The 19,514-nt window shown below is 52.5% G+C and carries 15 protein-coding genes; 6 read left to right on the top strand and 9 right to left on the bottom strand.

The window, feature by feature from the left end:
• Nucleotides 1-78 precede the first annotated feature (78 nt).
• From argH to argC, 4 genes are all read right to left on the bottom strand, one after another.
• Nucleotides 79-1,452 (bottom strand): argininosuccinate lyase, encoded by a 1,374-nt coding sequence (gene argH, locus D6029_RS21745; protein WP_120066758.1) that lies wholly within the window; start codon nt 1,450-1,452, stop codon nt 79-81.
• 118 nt (nt 1,453-1,570) lie between these two features.
• Nucleotides 1,571-2,788: an argininosuccinate synthase gene (locus D6029_RS21740; protein WP_120066757.1), complete on the bottom strand. Its 1,218-nt coding sequence runs from the start codon at nt 2,786-2,788 to the stop codon at nt 1,571-1,573.
• A 30-nt stretch (nt 2,789-2,818) separates the two neighbouring features.
• The gene (gene argB, locus D6029_RS21735) at nt 2,819-3,595 is read right to left on the bottom strand and encodes an acetylglutamate kinase (protein WP_120066756.1); all 777 of its coding nucleotides are present in this window, start codon (nt 3,593-3,595) and stop codon (nt 2,819-2,821) included.
• Between the two features lie 15 nt (nt 3,596-3,610).
• Entirely contained in the window at nt 3,611-4,615 is a 1,005-nt protein-coding gene (gene argC / locus D6029_RS21730; protein WP_120066755.1) for an N-acetyl-gamma-glutamyl-phosphate reductase, read from the bottom strand.
• A gap of 184 nt (nt 4,616-4,799) precedes the next feature.
• On the opposite strand from argC, the gene argE reads away from it, so the two are divergent.
• From argE to D6029_RS21715, 3 genes are all read left to right on the top strand, one after another.
• A complete protein-coding gene (gene argE / locus D6029_RS21725; RefSeq protein WP_120066754.1) occupies nt 4,800-5,951 on the top strand; it encodes an acetylornithine deacetylase in 1,152 nt (383 codons plus the stop codon).
• Between the two features lie 241 nt (nt 5,952-6,192).
• A complete protein-coding gene (gene ppc, locus D6029_RS21720) occupies nt 6,193-8,844 on the top strand; it encodes a phosphoenolpyruvate carboxylase (RefSeq protein WP_120066753.1) in 2,652 nt (883 codons plus the stop codon).
• A gap of 118 nt (nt 8,845-8,962) precedes the next feature.
• Nucleotides 8,963-9,817, top strand: a complete 855-nt coding sequence (locus D6029_RS21715; RefSeq protein ID WP_120066752.1) for an AraC family transcriptional regulator — start codon at nt 8,963-8,965, stop codon at nt 9,815-9,817.
• On the opposite strand, the gene D6029_RS21710 is transcribed toward D6029_RS21715, so the two are convergent.
• The 5 genes from D6029_RS21710 to D6029_RS21690 are packed head-to-tail and all read right to left on the bottom strand — an operon-like array spanning nt 9,810 to nt 14,769.
• Nucleotides 9,810-10,163 carry a PTS fructose-like transporter subunit IIB gene (locus D6029_RS21710; protein WP_120066751.1) on the bottom strand — a complete coding sequence of 118 codons (354 nt, stop codon included), beginning with the start codon at nt 10,161-10,163 and terminating at the stop codon, nt 9,810-9,812. The genes D6029_RS21715 and D6029_RS21710 overlap by 8 nt on opposite strands.
• 12 nt (nt 10,164-10,175) lie before the next feature.
• Nucleotides 10,176-11,051: a [formate-C-acetyltransferase]-activating enzyme gene (locus D6029_RS21705; RefSeq protein ID WP_120066750.1), complete on the bottom strand. Its 876-nt coding sequence runs from the start codon at nt 11,049-11,051 to the stop codon at nt 10,176-10,178.
• Nucleotides 11,017-13,314, bottom strand: a complete 2,298-nt coding sequence (locus D6029_RS21700; RefSeq protein WP_120066749.1) for a formate C-acetyltransferase — start codon at nt 13,312-13,314, stop codon at nt 11,017-11,019. The genes D6029_RS21705 and D6029_RS21700 overlap by 35 nt, the downstream gene beginning before the upstream one ends.
• 29 nt (nt 13,315-13,343) lie before the next feature.
• Complete coding sequence (locus D6029_RS21695; RefSeq protein WP_120066748.1) at nt 13,344-13,664, bottom strand: PTS fructose-like transporter subunit IIB; 321 nt, start codon at nt 13,662-13,664, stop codon at nt 13,344-13,346.
• Between the two features lie 22 nt (nt 13,665-13,686).
• Nucleotides 13,687-14,769: a PTS fructose transporter subunit EIIC gene (locus D6029_RS21690; RefSeq protein WP_120066747.1), complete on the bottom strand. Its 1,083-nt coding sequence runs from the start codon at nt 14,767-14,769 to the stop codon at nt 13,687-13,689.
• Between the two features lie 307 nt (nt 14,770-15,076).
• Here D6029_RS21690 and ptsP point away from each other — a divergent pair, with 307 nt between their 5' ends.
• The 3 genes from ptsP to gldA are packed head-to-tail and all read left to right on the top strand — an operon-like array spanning nt 15,077 to nt 19,368.
• Nucleotides 15,077-17,578, top strand: a complete 2,502-nt coding sequence (gene ptsP / locus D6029_RS21685) for a phosphoenolpyruvate--protein phosphotransferase (protein WP_120066746.1) — start codon at nt 15,077-15,079, stop codon at nt 17,576-17,578.
• Nucleotides 17,579-17,589: 11 nt separating this feature from the next.
• Nucleotides 17,590-18,252 carry a fructose-6-phosphate aldolase gene (gene fsa / locus D6029_RS21680; RefSeq protein ID WP_120066745.1) on the top strand — a complete coding sequence of 221 codons (663 nt, stop codon included), beginning with the start codon at nt 17,590-17,592 and terminating at the stop codon, nt 18,250-18,252.
• Nucleotides 18,253-18,264: 12 nt separating this feature from the next.
• Nucleotides 18,265-19,368 carry a bifunctional L-1,2-propanediol dehydrogenase/glycerol dehydrogenase gene (gene gldA / locus D6029_RS21675; protein WP_120066744.1) on the top strand — a complete coding sequence of 368 codons (1,104 nt, stop codon included), beginning with the start codon at nt 18,265-18,267 and terminating at the stop codon, nt 19,366-19,368.
• The last annotated feature ends 146 nt before the right edge of the window (nt 19,369-19,514 follow it).

Here is a 19,514-nt window from a genome sequence, read left to right as displayed (position 1 = left end):
GGCTCTCAACCGCACAAACCATCCATCACCAACAAAAAAGCCCGGCACGCAGCCAGGCTTATCTTGTTTTGCAGCTATTTAGACCAGCCGTTGTTGCGCGTCGGTAATCGCCTGTGCAACCTGCTGAGGAGAGACGCCGCCTTTGGCTGAACGCTTATCCAGGCAAGATTGCAGCGACAAAATCGGGTAAACATCATCACCAATCGTGGCGCTGAATTTCTGCAAATCGGCCAGCGGTAATGCTTCCAGCGCTTTGCCCTGACGAATAGCTTCGACCACCGCTTCGCCCACAATATGGTGCGCTTCACGGAACGGCACGCCTTTGGCGACCAGATAATCCGCCAGCTCGGTTGCATTAGCATAACCTTGCTCAGCCGCTTCTTTACAACGCGGGCGTTTCACCTGAATACCATCGAGCACCAGCACGGACATATGCAGGCAATCCAACCAGGTATCGAGCGCATCGAAAAGGCCTTCTTTGTCTTCCTGCATATCTTTGTTGTAAGCGAGCGGCAAACCTTTCAGCGTCATCATCATGCCAGTCAACGCGCCTTGTACACGGCCACATTTACCGCGAATTAGCTCCAGCGCATCCGGGTTTTTCTTCTGCGGCATCAGCGAAGAGCCAGAAGTCACACGGTCAGACAGTTCAACAAAACCGGCTTCGCCAGTATTAAAGAAAATCAGATCTTCAGCGAAACGCGACAGGTGAACCATACCGATGGAAGCATTAGAAAGCAGTTCCAGTACGTGGTCACGATCGGAAACACTGTCCAGGCTGTTACGGGTCGCCGAAGCAAAGCCTAACCAGCCAGCCAGTTGCTCACGGTCGATTTCATATGCTGTTCCCGCTAAAGCGCCGCTGCCCAACGGGCTAACGTCGAGGCGCTCAAGCGTACTCTGCAAACGGCTTTCATCACGCGCCAGCATCTCAACATACGCCAGGCACCAGTGTGCAAAAGTCACTGGCTGCGCGCGTTGCAAATGCGTATAGCCCGGCATCACTGCGTCTTGATTGTTTTCTGCGGTTTCCACCAGCGCCTGTTGCAGTTGGCGAGTCGCCCCCAGCAATTCGCTGATTTGTATTTTGCACCACAGTTTAAGGTCGGTGGCGACCTGGTCATTACGGCTACGGCCAGTGTGGAGTTTCTTACCCAGCGCACCGACTTTATCGATGAGCTTACCTTCCACCCAGCTGTGAATATCTTCCGCATCGCTTTCAAGGATCGCTTGCGGATTGGCCTGCACTTCTTCCAGCAGGAAATTCAGTGCCTGCTCGAGTTCCTGCTGCTCAGCAACAGTCAGAACACCCACCGTAACCAGCGCTTTGGACCAGGCGACAGAACCCACAATGTCTTGCTCAGCCAGTCGGTAATCAAAGCGCAATGAATCATTGAACGATTTGAAACGTTGGTCTGCTGCCTGAGTAAAACGTCCACCCCAAAGTGCCATAGTGATGCTCCATTAAATTATCGTCTTGTACCCCCTCACCCTGCCCCCCAGAACAGGGAGAAAAGAAAGTCCCCTCTCCTGGGGGAGAGGGTTAGGGTGAGGGCTATTAATTAAAAAATTACTTCTTCAATTCATTGAGTGCGCGAATACGTGATGACAACGAGAACAGACGAATAAAGCCGCCCGCGTGGCTGTGGTCATACACTTCGTCTTCGCCAAACGTTGCGAACTCTTCGCTATACAGGCTGTTCGGAGATTTTTTCTGCTTCGCGGTGACGTGGCCTTTATACAGCTCCAGCACCACTTCGCCGTTAACTTCTTCTGCCAGTGATTCCGCAGACGCCTGCAGCGATTTACGCAGCGGTGCGAACCAACGGCCATCGTAAACCACGTAAGACATTTCCAGGCCCAACTGCTCACGCCATTTGAAGCTATCGCGGTCCAGAACCAACTGCTCAACACCACGCAGTGCCGCCATCATGATGGTGCCTCCTGGGGTTTCGTAGCAGCCGCGGGATTTGATCCCAACCAGGCGGTTTTCAACAATATCGATACGGCCAATGCCATGCTTAGAACCGATTTTGTTCAGCGTTTCCAGGCACTGGAATGGGCTCATGGTTTCGCCATTAACGGCAACAACTTTGCCTTTTTTAACCGTAACCGTCACTTCTTCTGCCTGATCTGGCGCTTCTTTAGGATCAACAGTCCAGACCCAGCAATCTTTATTCGGTGCATTCCATGGGCTTTCCAGCACGCCGCCTTCGGTCGAGATGTGCCATGCGTTTTCGTCACGGCTGTAAATTTTCTCAAGGGAAGCGGTAGTCGGGATGTCACGCTCTTTCAGGTAATCCAACAGCGCTTCACGGGAACGCAGGTTCCACTCACGCCATGGCGCAACCACTTTCAAATGTGGAGCCAATGCCGCCCATGCGGACTCGAAACGCACCTGGTCGTTGCCTTTGCCGGTCGCACCGTGGCACAGCGCATCTGCGCCCACTTTGTTTGCCACATCCACCAGCGCTTTGGCGATCAACGGACGCGCCATTGAAGTGCCCAGCAGATAAGTGCCTTCGTACAGTGCGCCAGTTTGCAGAACCGGATAAACGTAATCGCTGATGAATTCTTCACGCGCATCAACGACGTAGCATTCAGTTGCGCCAGAGCGCAGGGCTTTTTGCTCAACGCCTTGCAAGTCTTCACGATCCTGGCCGATATCCACCACACACGCGACCACTTCACAGCCGCCGTAGTTTTCTTTCAACCATGGAATGATGGCAGAAGTATCCAGGCCGCCAGAGTATGCGAGAACGATTTTTTTGATTCCGTGATTTTGCATTGTCTTATCCTTCAAAAACTTAATTTTAAACTAGGCCAGAATACGGGTGCCGATGGCGACGCCGTTAAACAAAGAGGGAAGCTGTTCCGCGTGACGCCAGGATGCGATATCCACCGGGCGACCCAGCGTGCGTGCTGCATCCAGCGCCGCGTTAACTTTCACTATCATGCCGTCGGTAATAATGCCCTGAGCGATTAACTGCTCGGCTTTCGCCGCCGTCATTTCTGCAATACGTTGACCTTTGCCATCCAGAATACCGCTAACGTCTGACAGCAGAATCAGGTCTGCGCCCAGTGTTGCCGCCAGCGCTGTTGCGGCCTGGTCGGCATTCACGTTCATCAACTCGCCTTCCGCAGTCACGCCAATAGAGCTGACAATCGGCAGGAAACCTGAATCCAAAAGAGTGGTAATCAGCTTAGCGGAACCCGGTTTCGCCAGGCCTACATGGCCCAACTCTTCGTCGAGTTTGGTCACGGTGACGCTGTCGCCATCGCCGAGGCAAAGACCGACACCATTGATGCCATGCTTTTTCGCCCACGCCAACAAGGTTTTGTTCGCCGTTCCCGCCAACGCACCGGTAATAATGTCAATCTGGTCGGCAGGCGTCACACGCAGGCCGTTTTTCTTGGTCACCGGCAGAGAGAGTTTTTTCATTAGCTCGTCTACCAGGCAGCCGCCGCCGTGCACAATCACCAGCGGGCGTTGATGGGATTCGCGGTAGTTGACCAGCGCGGTAAACAAACGCTCCAGCGCTTCTTCGCTATCCAGCAGCACGCCGCCTAATTTGATAATTAATGGATTCATCATGTCACCCGGCGTTAATTAAATAAGAGACTGCGTTTCGGCAAAGCCAAAACGAATATTCAGGCACTGCACGGCCTGAGCCGATGCGCCTTTCAGCAAATTGTCTTCGGTGGCGACGACAATCACATGCTCGCCCTGCACGGCAAAGCCGATATCGCAGAACGGCAGGCCAACCACATTTTTCAATGCTGGCACGCCTTTGTCGTACAGGCGCACTAATGGTTTATCTTGATATGCCTCGTTGAAAGCATCCGCAACTTGCTGCTGCGTCACGCCTTCTTTCAGGCGGCAAGTAATGGTCGCCAGAATCCCACGCGGGAAGTTACCCAGATGCGGAGTGAAAATGACTGGCGTACCGAGGTGCGTCACGATTTCTGGATGATGGCGATGATTAAAAATGCCATACGGTTGCAGGCTGACTTCGCAGAAACTGTTAGAAATCGCCGCCTTACGCCCTGCTCCGCTCACGCCGCTGGTCGCGTTGATCACCGGCCACTGGTTCAAATCCAGCAGACCCGCTTCAATCAGCGGTTTTAACGCCAGTTGTGAAGCCGTTGGGTAGCAGCCAGGAACGGAAATCAAACTGGTTTCTTTCAGTTTGTCGCTTTCCCATTCCGCCAGGCCATAAACGGCTTGCTCGAGCAGTTCAGGATGCTGATGCGTAAAGCCATAATAGAGTTGATAAAACTTAGCATCGTTAACGCGGAAGGCACCGGAAAGATCGATGACGACACAGCCTTTCGCCAGAAATTGCGGGGCCAGGTCATGACTCACTTCATGGGCCGTGGCGAGGAACACCACGTCTACGCCGTCAGTAAATTCGCTGATATCTGACATTGGCTGTAATGGCAGATCGACGATACCTTTGAGTTGCGGATGCAAATCAGATATCAACTTTCCTGCGTCATTACTTTGCGCTGAAACCGTCAAAGCGGTTATGTTCATATGAGGATGGCGATTCAAATAGGTCACAAGTTCTGCGCCTGCATAACCGCTGGCACCAACAATCAGCGTATTCAACATCTCGGCTGTACACCTTCTTAGGTTGTGTCTGCTAAAGGTGCCAGCTGGTAAGCCATCACCCAACGTACATTTACGTGGTTAAATCCACCGGAACCTGGGGTTCCCTTACGGCAGTTAATATTGTATTTTTATTCAATATAACTGCATGATTATGTATACCAACCCGAGCTAAGGCCTGTCAACAGTGAAGATGAAATTACCTCCTTTTATCGAGATTTACCGCGCTTTGATCGCGACTCCATCTATCAGCGCCACCGACAGTGCGTTGGATCAGAGCAATGAGTCTTTAATCAATTTACTGGCAGGATGGTTCCGCGATCTTGGATTTAATGTCGAAATCCAACCCGTGCCGGGTACGCGCAATAAATTCAATATGCTGGCGAGCACCGGCAGCGGCGCTGGCGGTTTATTGTTGGCGGGTCATACCGATACGGTTCCGTTTGACGATGGCCGCTGGACGCGCGACCCGTTCACTCTGACCGAACACGAAAACAAGCTTTACGGCCTCGGCACCGCCGATATGAAAGGCTTCTTTGCGTTTATTCTCGACGCGTTGCGCGATGTGGATGTCACCCAGCTTAAAAAGCCGCTCTATATTCTGGCGACGGCTGATGAAGAAACGACAATGGCAGGCGCGCGTTATTTTTCAGAAACCACCAGCCTGCGCCCGGATTGCGCGATTATCGGCGAACCGACCTCCTTGCAGCCGGTGCGTGCTCATAAAGGCCACATTTCCAATGCGATTCGTATTCTTGGGCAGTCCGGGCATTCCAGCGATCCCGCGCGCGGCGTGAATGCGATTGAGCTGATGCACGATGCCATCGGCCATATTATGTCGCTGAAAAACACCCTGAAAGAGCGCTATCACCACGATGCGTTTACCGTGCCGTATCCGACGCTGAACCTCGGCCACATTAGCGGTGGCGATGCCGCCAACCGTATTTGTGCCTGCTGCGAATTGCATATGGATATTCGCCCGCTGCCAGGGCTGACGTTAAATGATTTGAACGGTTTGCTTAACGAAGCGCTGGAACCGGTGAGCCAAAAATGGCCTGGCCGCCTGACGATTTCTGAACTGCATCCGCCTATTCCGGGCTATGAATGCGCCAAAGATCATCAGCTGGTGCAAGTGGTTGAGAAATTACTCGGCGCACAAACGGAAGTGGTGAACTACTGCACCGAAGCGCCATTTATTCAGACTCTTTGCCCGACATTGGTACTGGGGCCGGGTTCCATCAACCAGGCGCACCAGCCGGATGAATACATCGAAACACGTTTTATCGAGCCAACTCGCAAACTGATTACGCAGGTCGTGCATCATTTTTGCTGGCATTGAAAAATAGCGTGTATGGGGGTTTTGCCCCCTTTTTAAGCTACTTTTTAGCGGATCCTCATAAGAAACGCTTATCTACGAAGTTAGTAATTAAATTTCATGAATTAGCGCAATTTATTCGTTTGCTGAAACGATTTCGTAGCAATTGACGAAATCAGACTTACGTGGCTTTATAAAGACGGTGTTGAACCTTCACGGGTGAAATTAAATTACATATTAGATTGGATAGGGTGTCTGGGGTCATATGAACGAACAGTATTCCGCTTTGCGAAGTAATGTCAGTATGCTCGGCAAGTTGCTCGGGGATACCATCAAGGATGCGTTAGGTGAAAACATTCTTGACCGCGTAGAAACAATCCGCAAATTGTCCAAGTCCTCCCGGGCTGGCAATGAAGCTAATCGTCAGGAGCTGCTAACCACATTGCAGAACCTATCTAACGACGAACTACTCCCTGTAGCCCGTGCATTCAGCCAATTCCTGAACCTGGCCAACACCGCCGAGCAATATCACAGCATTTCCGCCAATGGCGAAGCCGCCAGCAATCCAGAAGTTATCGCTAAGACACTCCAAAAATTAAAAAATCAGCCGGACCTTAGTGAAGATGCCATTCGTGATGCTGTTGAATCTTTGTCATTAGAATTAGTGCTGACCGCACACCCGACCGAAATTACCCGTCGCACCCTGATTCACAAACTGGTTGAAGTAAATAGCTGCCTGAAGCAGCTCGACCACAGCGACATTGCCGATTACGAGCGTAACCAGATTATGCGCCGTTTGCGCCAGCTGGTCGCCCAGGCGTGGCACACCGATGAAATTCGTAAACACCGCCCTTCCCCTGTAGATGAAGCAAAATGGGGTTTTGCGGTGGTAGAAAACAGCCTGTGGGAAGGGGTTCCAAACTACCTGCGTGAGCTGAACGAACAACTTGAAGACAACCTGAATTACAAACTGCCGGTCGATTTTGTGCCGGTGCGTTTCACTTCATGGATGGGCGGTGACCGCGACGGCAACCCGAACGTTACGGCTGATATTACTCGCCACGTTCTTCTGCTTAGCCGTTGGAAAGCCACTGACCTGTTCCTGCGCGATATTCAGGTGCTGATTTCCGAGCTTTCCATGGTGGAATGCACTCCGGAACTGAGCGAACTGGCTGGCCCAGACGCCGCACAAGAACCGTATCGCTGCATCATGAAAGGCATTCGCCAGCAGTTGCTGTCGACTCAAGCCTGGCTGGAAGCGCGCCTGAAAGGCCAACGCCTGCCAAAACCAGACGGTTTGCTAACGCAAAACGAACAGCTTTGGGACCCGCTTTATGCGTGTTACCAGTCGCTGCAAGCTTGTGGCATGGGCATTATCGCCAACGGACAACTGCTTGATACCCTGCGCCGTGTGAAGAGCTTTGGCGTTCCACTGGTTCGTATTGATGTACGCCAGGAAAGTACCCGCCATACCGAAGCGCTGGGCGAAATGACCCGCTACCTGGGCATTGGCGATTACGAAAGCTGGTCGGAAGCAGACAAACAAGCCTTCCTGATTCGTGAACTGAACTCTAAACGCCCGCTTCTGCCGCGCCAGTGGGAGCCAAGCGACGACACGCGTGAAGTGCTGGAAACCTGCAAAGTGGTTGCCGAAGCTCCGCGTGGTTCCATCGCCGCTTACGTGATTTCTATGGCGAAAACACCGTCTGACGTGCTGGCTGTTCACCTGTTGCTGAAAGAAGCCGGTTGCACCTTCGCGCTGCCAGTTGCACCGCTGTTTGAAACTCTCGACGACCTGAACAACGCCGACGATGTAATGACTCAGTTGCTGAATATCGACTGGTATCGCGGCTTTATTCAGGGCAAACAGATGGTCATGATTGGCTATTCTGACTCCGCAAAAGATGCAGGCGTAATGGCGGCCTCCTGGGCGCAGTATCAGGCGCAAGATGCGCTGATCAAAACCTGTGAGAAAGCCGGAATTACTCTGACGCTGTTCCACGGACGCGGTGGTTCTATCGGTCGTGGCGGTGCGCCAGCGCACGCTGCACTGCTTTCTCAACCGCCAGGCAGCCTGAAAGGTGGCCTGCGTGTGACCGAGCAAGGCGAAATGATCCGCTTTAAATACGGTCTGCCAGAAATCACCATCAGCAGCCTGTCGCTCTACACCAGTGCGATTCTTGAAGCTAACCTGCTGCCGCCGCCAGAACCGAAGAAAGAGTGGAAACTTATCATGGAGGATTTGTCTGTCACCTCTTGTGATATGTACCGTGGATATATTCGCGAAAACAAAGACTTCGTGCCGTATTTCCGTTCGGCAACACCGGAACTGGAACTGGGCAAACTGCCGTTGGGTTCACGCCCGGCCAAACGTAAGCCTAACGGTGGCGTTGAGTCTCTGCGTGCAATTCCGTGGATCTTCGCCTGGACGCAAAACCGCCTGATGCTGCCAGCCTGGCTGGGTGCCGGTGCCGCGCTGCAAAAAGTGGTAGAAGACGGCAAACAAGACGTACTGGAAACCATGTGCCGCGACTGGCCATTCTTCTCCACGCGCCTGGGCATGCTGGAAATGGTATTTGCGAAAGCTGACCTGTGGCTGGCGGAATACTACGATCAGCGCCTGGTGAAACCAGAACTGTGGGCGCTAGGTACGCAACTGCGCGACCAACTGGAAGCTGATATCAAAGTGGTTCTGGATATCGCCAACGATTCACATCTGATGGCAGACCTGCCATGGATCGCCGAATCTATTCAGTTGCGTAATATCTACACCGATCCGCTGAACGTACTGCAGGCCGAATTGCTGCACCGTTCGCGCCAGTCTGAAGAGAAAGGCGAAGAGCCAGACGCGCAGGTTGAACAAGCGCTGATGGTGACTATTGCTGGTGTTGCTGCGGGTATGCGTAACACAGGTTAAAACCGAAAACATACCGTATCAAAACCCTGCGCAAGCGGGGTTTTTTGTTTCTGCTCATACGAATAAGCGCATCAATATGGCACCATGCCTCATCCTTCCTGACCCACTGCGGGGCCTTATGAATTACGATGTGAGCCAAATTCTTTCTCGCCTGCTAAATAGCCCTTCAGGCATTCAACACATCTGGTTCGCCGATAACCAGACGGCTCCATCGGAACTGGCTTATCAGGTGGATTTCCCGCGTCTCGAAGTGGTGTTAGACGGCGTATTAATGGATGCCTGCGATGCAGGAATGCCCGCGAGGCTTGAGCAACACGACGTGCTTTATATTCCGGCAAAATGCTGGAACAACCCGCAGTGGAATTCGCCTGTCACCACGCTCAGTATTTTATTTGGCAAACAGCAGCTTGGATTTAGTGTGCTGCATTGGGATGGCTCGACGTTTAAAACGTTGGGGAAACAGAACGTCGCCCGACGTGGGCCACGAATTGGCTCGTTTCTGCTTCAGGCGTTGAATGAACTGGTGATGCAACCTCATGAACAGCAAACCGCACGGTTTATCGTCAGCAGTATTTTGAGCCACTGTACCGATTTGCTTGGCAGCCAAATCCAGACCGCTTCGCGCAGCCAGGCACTTTTCGAAGCCGTGCGTGAATACATTGATGAGAAATATGCAGAACAGCTAACCCGGGAATCCGTCGCTCAGGCCTTTTACATATCCCCCAACTATCTCTCACACCTGTTTCAGAAAACCGGTGCCGTGGGATTTAACGAATATCTCAACCACACCCGCCTGGAACACGCCAAAACGTTGCTTAAACGCTACGACTTGAAGGTTAAAGAAGTGGCTCATGCCTGCGGTTTTGTCGACAGTAACTATTTTTGCCGGTTATTCAGGAAGAACACCGAGAGATCGCCGTCAGAATATCGACGCCAGTATCACAGCCAGCTAACGGAAAAATCAGTTAATTGAGAATGATGCGAGTGTCCTGCGGAGTGCCAAAAATACGACGCACCGCTGACATCGCCTTTTGAGGCTCACGCAAAAAGGCATTAATACCCGACTGCACACATCGGCAGTGATCAAAACGCGCCGCCCCCGCCAACTCAATATCGGTAATCAGCAACACCACATCAGCTTGCTCAATATCCGTTTGCGTCAGTCCATTTTCAATTCCCAGCGCACCCTGCGTTTCGATTTTAACTGTCCACTTTTCTTGCTGGCAGAGTTTTTCGAGCCGTTCGGCTGCCATATAGGTGTGGGCGACGCCGCTAACACATGCCGTTACTGCAACTAAATGTCGAGTCATCTCAGCCATCCTCAATGAAAACTAGCCGCCAATTGTCACACGATAGCCCGCATTCTCAGCCATTATCCGTAGTGGATTTATTTCCGACTCATCAGGAACCAACACATCCTGCATTTTCCACGCCCGGCCAATCAATGAATATTTAGGCTCACCGTACTGGTGGAAAGGCAGCAGATGAATTTCGCTGAGTTTTAACGGCGCGAGGAATTGCAGAATTTCCTCCATATTGCGCCGCTCAAGGGTATAACCCGGAATCAGTGGCACGCGAGGAATGACATGAATGCCCGCCTCTACCAGCATTTTAAGATTGGCCAGAACTCTGGGCTGATTGATATTCAGCTCAGCTTTCGCTATTTCAGCGTCCATGATCTTCACGTCAAAAAGCACTTCATTGCATTGTTGCGCCAGCGCGAGCACTTTCTCAGGCGCAGCATCGCCAGCGGTTTCAATCGCGGTATGAATCCCTAACAGTTTCAGGCGTTTCAGAAAACGCGTCGCAAAAGCTGCCTGCATCAGCACTTCACCGCCAGAAAGCGTTACGCCACCTTTTGATGACCGGAAGAAAACGTCATCTTTGAGCACCTCTGTTTCCAGTTCAGCCAGAGAATAATCGCGGCCAATTCTTTCCATCGCGCCGGACGGGCATTCATCGGCATCGTTCTGGCAGGTTGGGCAGTGCAGACACTTAGACAAGCGCCGCACGGTTTCAATCTTCCCGGAGAGTGACTCCGGGTTTGCGCACCACGGGCAGTGGTGCGGGCAGCCTTTAAAAAAAACGACCGTCCTGATGCCATGACCATCATTCAGGGAGTAGCGCTGAATATTAAAAATTCGCGCTTTTAGCTCGTCACCTTCGAGAACCTCACAGCTGATGCGCTGTACGGCGGATAATGTCATCCTGGATCTCCTTCGACAGCTCAACAAAGAATGCGCTGTATCCTGCAACACGCACCACAAGCCCGGCATAATCCTGCGGGCGAGTTTGCGCGTCACGCAGCGTTTCGGCATTCACTACATTGAACTGGATATGCTGCAATTTGAGCTTAGTAAACGCACCGAGGAAATCGGCCAGTTTATGCAGCCCCGCCTCACCTTCCAGCGTACTCGGCGTAAATTTCACGTTCAGCAACGTGCCATTGGACAGCAAATAGTTATCCAGTTTACTGACCGATTTCAGCACCGCCGTTGGCCCCTGGCAGTCCTGGCCCAGCATGGGCGACAGCCCACCATCCGCCAGTTGTTCGCCCGCATAGCGCCCGTCAGGTGTCGCGCCAACGACTGCACCTAATGGCACATGCGCGGAAACCGTATAAGAACCCGGAGTAAAATAGCCGCCGCGTGGATTGGCATATTTCTCCACTTCTTTGCAGTAGAAGCGCAGTAAATCGGCACTAATGTTGTCGACCTCGTCGATATCATTGCCGTATTTCTCAAAACGATTGATTAACCGTGCGCGGATTTGCGCCCCTTCTGGCGTCGCAAAGTTTGCCTTTAACACATGCAAGAGCTCGTCAAAACTTAGCCGTTGTTGCTCAAACACCATGCCGTTCAGGGCATGCAAAGAGTCGCTAAGGTTGGCGATACCAATCCCCTGAACACCTGAGAAGTTGTACCGTGCACCGCCCTCGGTAATGTCTTTGCCGTTAGCCAGGCAATCTTCAATAAACGACGAAAGCAGCGGAACCGGTGCCCAGTCGCGGTGGCCGATATCGCAAATGTTGCTTCCTTCCACCATCAGCTTGATGTAGTGGCAGATTTTGTCGCGAATTTGCTGCAACAGGTTTTCGTAATCCAGACCGCCATTGCCTTCGTTTTCCAGCAGGACAATTTCCATCACCTTCAAAAGGTTAAACATGGCGATGTCATGCAGCCCGTAGGTTCGCCCAGGGATAGAAAGCTCAACGCAGCCCACAACGGCATAGTCACGCGCATCTTCCAGGGAAACACCCCGGTTTAAGAATGCGGGAACGACCACTTCGTCGTTAAATATTTGCGGAATCCCCGTCCCCAGACGCACAGTTTCGGCGGTCTTGAGCAAGAAGGGGCGGTCAATCAGTTCGTTTACTCGCACGCCCAGATTGGGCTGCGGCAACTGAATACTCTGGTAGGCATCAAGGCACAGGAACGAAAGGATGTTTACCGCACTGCGCCCGTTTTCTGTCAGGCCGCCCAGCAAAATGGTGTAGCCCGTTGGGAAGCCAGCAAAATAACGAGCACTGCTGGTTGAACGCAGTAGAACGATGTCGTTGCATTTCACCCACAACGATTCCAGCAGCTCGCGCAGGAATTCAGGGCTTTCACCGCGATTCAATGACGCCTGATAAAACGGCAGCATATATTGATCGAAGCGCCCCAAAGACAGCGAACTGGCATTCGATTCGTACTGGAGAATAATGTTCATGTACCAGAACAACTGGCAGGCTTGCCAAAAGTCTTGCGGCTGATGTTCTGCGTTATGGCGTGATATCTCGGCGATTTTCAGTAGCTCGTCGCGGCGTGATGCTTCAGGACATTGAGTCGCCATCTCTTCCGCCAACGCGGCATAGCGCAAAATATGCCGTTGTGAAGCCTCCAGCAAAATCAACGCGGCCTGGTAAAAGTGGTTATCTGGCGCTTGCTGGCAATGTTCACGCAATTCCGCCACCAGCTTACCCAGGCTGTTTTGCAGCAGGCGCGGGTAATCAATAATGATGTGCCCTTGCCCCTTGTCGGTTTGGTTGACGCTAAAGATTTGCGTCTTTACCGCCGCCTTAACTTCATCCGTCATTTGGTTGTTGATGAAGTCTTTCATCGAACGCTTTTCCCAGTAGGGGTAAAGCTGCTCGCGGTAGAGCGTTTTATCCTGCTCGCTCATTTCGAATCGGTCTTGCGGGCGCGTTGGGAATTGTTCCAACTCTTTGAGCAACCAGTAAGGGTCCATTTCCGGAGACATAATTCCGGCTCGCGGTTTCACGGTACGGTTCCCCGCGATCAACTCATCATCTCGAATCGCAATGTGTACGTTGTCCAGAATGTATGCCGTGGCTTTTGCACGACGTAACAGCACATGTTCACCTTCTGTGGTGCGGTGACTGGCGGTATACAACACTGCGCGCTCCAGCGAAATTTCTCGCGGTTGGGCAAACAATGCGGATTTCAGGCGTTCGATACGTTGAGTCATGGTGCGCTCCTTACTGGTCATTCAAAGGCTCAGGCGGTTTGCGCCAGATGGGCTTCAATTTTGCGCATGATGGCATCAGCACGTTTTACTGCGTCGCTGATGTTGACGCGCACGATGGTTTTCCCGGCAAAGCGCTCTTCCATTTTGATTCCGATATCTTTGGTTAAAATCACCATGTCGGCACTTTCCACATCCTGAGCCGTCAGCTCGTTTTCAAGACCAATCGAACCCTGGGTTTCTACTTTTACTTCCCAGCCTTTGGCTTTAGCTGCGCTCTCCAGCGCTTCTGCCGCCATGTAAGTATGAGCAACACCTGACGGACAAGCGGTAACAGCAATAATTTTAGTCATGGTTAATATCCTTTTATCTCAATCAGTTAATTTCAAAATCCAGATCCAGGTCTTCTTCAGCTTTCGCTGGCGCATCGACTTGTTTTTTACGGGCATACGATTTGAGTAAATTGACGCATACCGCCGTCACCACCGCCCCCACCAGCAATGCCACGACAAAACCTAATTTGCCTTCGACGACCGGTAACACAATCAAGCCGCCCCAACCTGCGTAGCATTGCGCGCCGAGTAGAGCCGCAGTGACTGCACCGCAAGCCGAGCCAAGCATAATTGAAGGGATAACGCGCAACGGGTCGGCAGCGGCAAAGGGAATGGCGCCTTCGGTAACGCCCACGCAGCCCATCACTAATGCCGCTTTGCCCGCCTCACGTTCTTCACCATTGAAGTTTTTGCGGTTCATTAATGTGGCGAGGCCAAGCCCTAATGGCGGAACTGCAATGGCGACCGCGGCTATAGCCACCACGGTATACACGCCTTGTGCGACGCAGATCAGCATAAAGGCATAGGCCACTTTGTTGACCGGGCCGCCCATATCAAACGCCAACATCAGCCCCATAATCACGGCCAGAACAACGATGCTGCCTTGCTGCATCCCTTGCAGCCACTGAGTCAGGCTGCTGGTCAGCGCGCCGACTGGCTCGCCCAACCCCCACATCATGATGCCCGCAGTAATAAAGGTGCCGACGATAGGAATGATGAAAATAGGCATCACCGAGCGCAGAATTTTTGGCACCGGGATTTTCTTGATATAGAAGACAACAATGCCCCCGATGATCCCGGCGATAATCGCGCCAAAGAAACCCGCACCGAAGCTGTTCCCCACCCATGCACCAATCGCACAAGGGGCAAGTGCAGAGCGCTCAGCGATGGAATAGCCGATGTAAGCGGCAAGGAAAGGCACCATCAGCGTTAAACCTGCCACGCCGATATCAAACAGTTTTTTCAGATTGGGATCGGTGAGTGCATCAGGCACCGCACCTTTGCCATACAACATGACGGACACAGCCAGCAAAATACCGCCGGCCACCACGAAAGGAATCATATGCGACACACCGGTCATTAAATGCTGTCGCGTATTTTTGAGGATCTGGACCAACTCTTTCATAAAGCACTCCCGGCCTTAGCGGCGCATGTCCAAAATATTGTGGACACAATAGGCAATCCAGGCGGCGGCAGACAGTGGACAAAAACGCCATTTACTGGATTTTTGTAATACATGAAGGGAAATGCGATCCGCCTCAAAAGTTAGCATTACTGGTTTCATTACTTGCTTTTTCACGTTTTGTGAGATATCTCGCAAATAACCACAGACAATACATTTGTCCAGTTTTTAACAGTTTTGTCTCGTGGCGGCTGATGTCGCAGGCCTCTTATTCTGTAGCCATTGTTTGAGTGGGTTCGGGAGAACACCTATGGCACTGGTTATAAATTTCCGCTGCGACTTACCTAATGGGGTACATGCTCGTCCAGCCAGTCTGGTTGAAACACTGTGCAATCAGTTTTCCTCGACAATTGAATGGCATAACCTGCGTACCGAGCGTCGGGGAGATGCGAAAAGTGCCCTGTCGCTAATCGGAACAGGCACGCTTAAAGGGGATGACTGCCAGTTACTCATCGCCGGGAATGATGCAGAAAGCGCGTTCGCGAGACTTTCAGCGTTCATGCAAGACGAGTTTCCTCACTGCGATGCCCCACTACCGGAAGCACAAAGCAGCGAAATTGCCCCCATTCCAGAATCCCTTTCACGCCTGCAACCCAGCCTGTTCCGTGCTAATCCCGTTTGTGGTGGAAGCGCCAGCGGTTCGCTGATTAAACTGGCCTCCCTCGATTTAAATAAACTGGGTGAATTACCTGCGGGGAGAAGCATTGATGAGGAACAAGCGGCTCTAGAAAATGGCCTGGATAGGTTACTGAAAACCATCAAGTTACAGCTGCTGGCGAATGACGGAACGGCAAGCACCATTCTTGAGGCGCATCGCTCGCTGGCGAGTGATAGTTCATTGCGCACTTTGCTGTTGGAACACATTCACGCCGGAATGAGTTGTGCGGCGGCGATAGTGAAAACAGCAGCGCATTTTTGCGCGCAGTTTGCCCAGTCGGAAAGCGTTTATCTGCAAGAACGGGTACTGGATGTTCGGGATGTTTGCTTCCAGTTGCTGCAACATATTTATGGTGAAACTCGCTTCCCAACGCCTGGCAAACTCCAGCACGCCGCGATTTGTCTGGCGGATGAAATCACCCCGAGTCAGTTTCTGGAGCTGGATAAAACCTTGCTCAAAGGGTTGCTGCTACGAAGCGGCGGAACCACTTCCCACACGGTCATTCTGGCTCGTTCATTCAATATTCCCACGCTCGTTGGCGTGGATATCGACGCACTTTCCCCGTGGCTACAACAAACCGTGCAGATTGACGGCGATCTTGGCGTTGTCGTCGTAAATCTCAACGAGCCGGTAAAACGCTATTACCAGCAAGAAGCTTACGTGCAGCAACGGGTTCGCAATCAGCAAAAGGTCTGGCTGGATCAACCGGGCCGCACAGCCGATGGCATTCGTCTCGAAGTCGCCGCAAACATTGCCCATTGTGTTGAATCGGCCCCGGCCTTTAATAACGGCGCGGAGGCTGTTGGCCTCTTCCGTACTGAAATGCTTTACATGGACCGCGCTCATGCGCCGTCCGAAGATGAGCTTTACAACATTTATTGCCAGGCGCTGGAAGGGGCAAACGGGCGCAGCATAATTGTGCGCACCATTGATATCGGCGGTGATAAACCGGTGGATTACCTGAATATTCCAGCGGAGAACAACCCGTTCCTGGGCTACCGCGCCGTGCGTATTTATCAGGAATATCTGGCCCTTTTCCACAGCCAGTTACGATCCATTTTGCGCGCCTCCGCGCACGGATCGTTGAAAATCATGATCCCGATGATCTCATCAATGGAAGAAATCTTGTGGGTGAAAGATCAACTCGCGGAAGTGAAACAATCGTTACGCAGTGAACATATCCCCTTTGATGAAAAAATCCCGTTGGGCATCATGCTGGAAGTGCCATCAGTGATGTTTATCATCGACCAGTGCTGTGAAGAGATTGATTTCTTTAGCATTGGCAGCAACGACTTAACGCAGTATCTGCTGGCGGTTGACCGTGATAATGCGAAGGTCACTCGCCATTACAACAGCCTGAACCCCGCTTTCCTGCGTGCGCTGGATTTCGCGGTGCAAGCCGTACATCGTCAGGGGAAATGGATTGGTCTATGCGGTGAATTGGGGGCGAAAGGCTCGGTTCTGCCGCTAATGGTCGGTTTAGGGTTGGATGAAATCAGTATGAGCGCGCCGTCCATTCCAGCAACAAAAGCACGCCTGGCGCAGCTCGACAGCCGTGCCTGCCGCCAGTTACTCAATCAGGCGATGGCTTGCCGGACTTCTCTGGAAGTCGAACATTTGCTGGCCCAGTTCCGCATGACGCAGCAGGATGCGCCGCTTATCACGACGCAATGTATCTCGCTTGAAAATGACTGGCGCAGCAAAGAAGAAGTGATTAAAGGGATGACCGATAACCTGCTGCTCGCCGGACGCTGCCGTTATCCCCGTAAGCTGGAAGCAGATTTGTGGGCGCGGGAAGCCGTGTTCTCTACGGGGCTGGGTTTCAGTTTCGCCATTCCACACAGCAAATCAGAACATATCGAACAATCGACTATTAGCGTGGCACGGCTACCCGCGCCCGTTAAATGGGGCGATGACGAAGCGCAATTCATCATCATGCTGACGCTCAATAAGCATGCCGCAGGCGACCAGCATATGCGTATTTTCTCCCGCCTGGCGCGCCGCATCATGCATGAAGAATTCCGCAACGCACTGGTTAACGCCACCTCTGCCGAGGCTATTGCCAGCCTGTTGCAACACGAACTAGAACTTTAAGGGGGCACAATATGGAACTGTATCTGGATACCGCCAATGTGGCGGAAGTAGAGCGCCTGGCGCGTATTTTCCCCATCGCCGGGGTCACCACTAACCCAAGTATTGTGGCCGCCAGTAAAGAATCCATCTGGGATGTGCTGCCGCGATTGCAAAAAGCCATCGGCGCAGAAGGCATTTTGTTTGCCCAAACCATGAGCCGCGATGCCCAGGGAATGGTGGATGAAGCCAAACGGCTGAGCAATACCATCCCTGGAATTGTGGTGAAAATCCCGGTCACGGCGGAAGGCTTAGCCGCCATAAAACTGCTGAAAAAAGAAGGCATCACGACGCTTGGCACCGCCGTGTACAGCGCATCTCAAGGATTGTTGGCCGCGCTGGCGGGGGCGAAATATGTTGCGCCGTACGTCAACCGTGTCGATGCCCAGGGCGGAGATGGCATTCGTATGGTTCAGGAATTACAAACCCTGCTTGAACTGCATGCGCCCGCCAGCAAAGTGCTGGCCGCCAGTTTCAAAACTCCACGCCAGGCGCTGGACTGTTTGTTAGCAGGCTGCGAAGCGATCACTCTTCCCTTAGATGTAGCGCAACAAATGCTCAATACCCCTGCGGTAGAGTCGGCTATAGAGAAGTTTGAGCAAGACTGGACTATCGCGTTTGGTCATATCAACTTGTGAGGGAAATAAAGTATGGACTGCATTATTCAATCACCGAGTAAGTACATTCAGGGCGCTGATGCCATCACTCGTCTGGGTGTTTATCTCAAACCTATGGCCGAACGCTGGCTGGTTGTCGGGGATAAATTTGTCTTAGGGTTTGCCGAATCAGCGCTGGAAAAAAGCTTCAAAGATGCTGGACTGGCGCTGGAAATTGTCGCGTTTGGCGGCGAATGTTCGCAAAATGAAATTGACCGCTTACGAGGCGTTGCCGAGAAAGCACGATGCGGCGCAGTGCTCGGTATTGGCGGCGGTAAAACGCTCGATACCGCCAAAGCGCTGGCCCATTTTATGGGCGTGCCTGTTGCCATTGCGCCGACGATTGCTTCGACCGATGCACCGTGCAGCGCATTGTCCGTGATTTATACCGACGAAGGCGAGTTTGACCGCTACCTGATGCTGCCGAACAACCCGAATATGGTGATTGTTGATACTCAAATCGTGGCGAATGCACCGGCACGTTTGTTAGCAGCGGGCATCGGCGATGCGCTGGCAACCTGGTTTGAGGCTCGCGCCTGCTCACGCAGCGGTGCCACCACGATGGCGGGCGGTAAGTGTACTCAGGCGGCGCTTGCGCTGGCCGAACTTTGCTACAACACGCTGCTGCAAGAAGGCGAAAAAGCGATGCTGGCGGCTGAATTACATGTCGTGACGCCTGCCCTGGAACGCGTGATTGAAGCCAACACTTATCTGAGCGGCGTCGGCTTTGAAAGTGGTGGTCTGGCCGCAGCCCATGCGGTGCATAACGGTCTGACGGCAATTCCAGACGCACACCATTTCTATCACGGCGAAAAAGTCGCTTTCGGTACGCTGACGCAACTGGTGCTGGAAAACGCGCCGGTAGAGGAGATTGAAACGGTTGCAGCACTTTGCCACTCCGTCGGCTTGCCGATAACTCTGGCGCAACTGGATATCAAACAGGATGTTCAGGAAAAAATGCGCATCGTGGCGCAGGCGTCTTGTGCGGAAGGTGAAACTATTCACAACATGCCGGGCGGTGCCACTCCGAATCAGGTTTACGCGGCACTGCTGGTCGCCGACCAGTACGGGCAACGTTTCTTGCAAGAGTGGGAATAATACCGATAAAAAAATCCCCGCGTTTGCGGGGATTTGAGACTGCTGAGCAGGGTTTTTCGTAGATCGGATAATCGATAGCGTCATCCGGCAAAATTAGCATTCACGGTGGATGACGCCTGCGGCTTATCCACCCTACAAAACCCTTA

It is taken from the genome of Buttiauxella izardii (assembly GCF_003601925.1).
Classification (GTDB): domain Bacteria; phylum Pseudomonadota; class Gammaproteobacteria; order Enterobacterales; family Enterobacteriaceae; genus Buttiauxella; species Buttiauxella izardii.
This window is presented reverse-complemented; position numbering and strand designations above follow the sequence as displayed.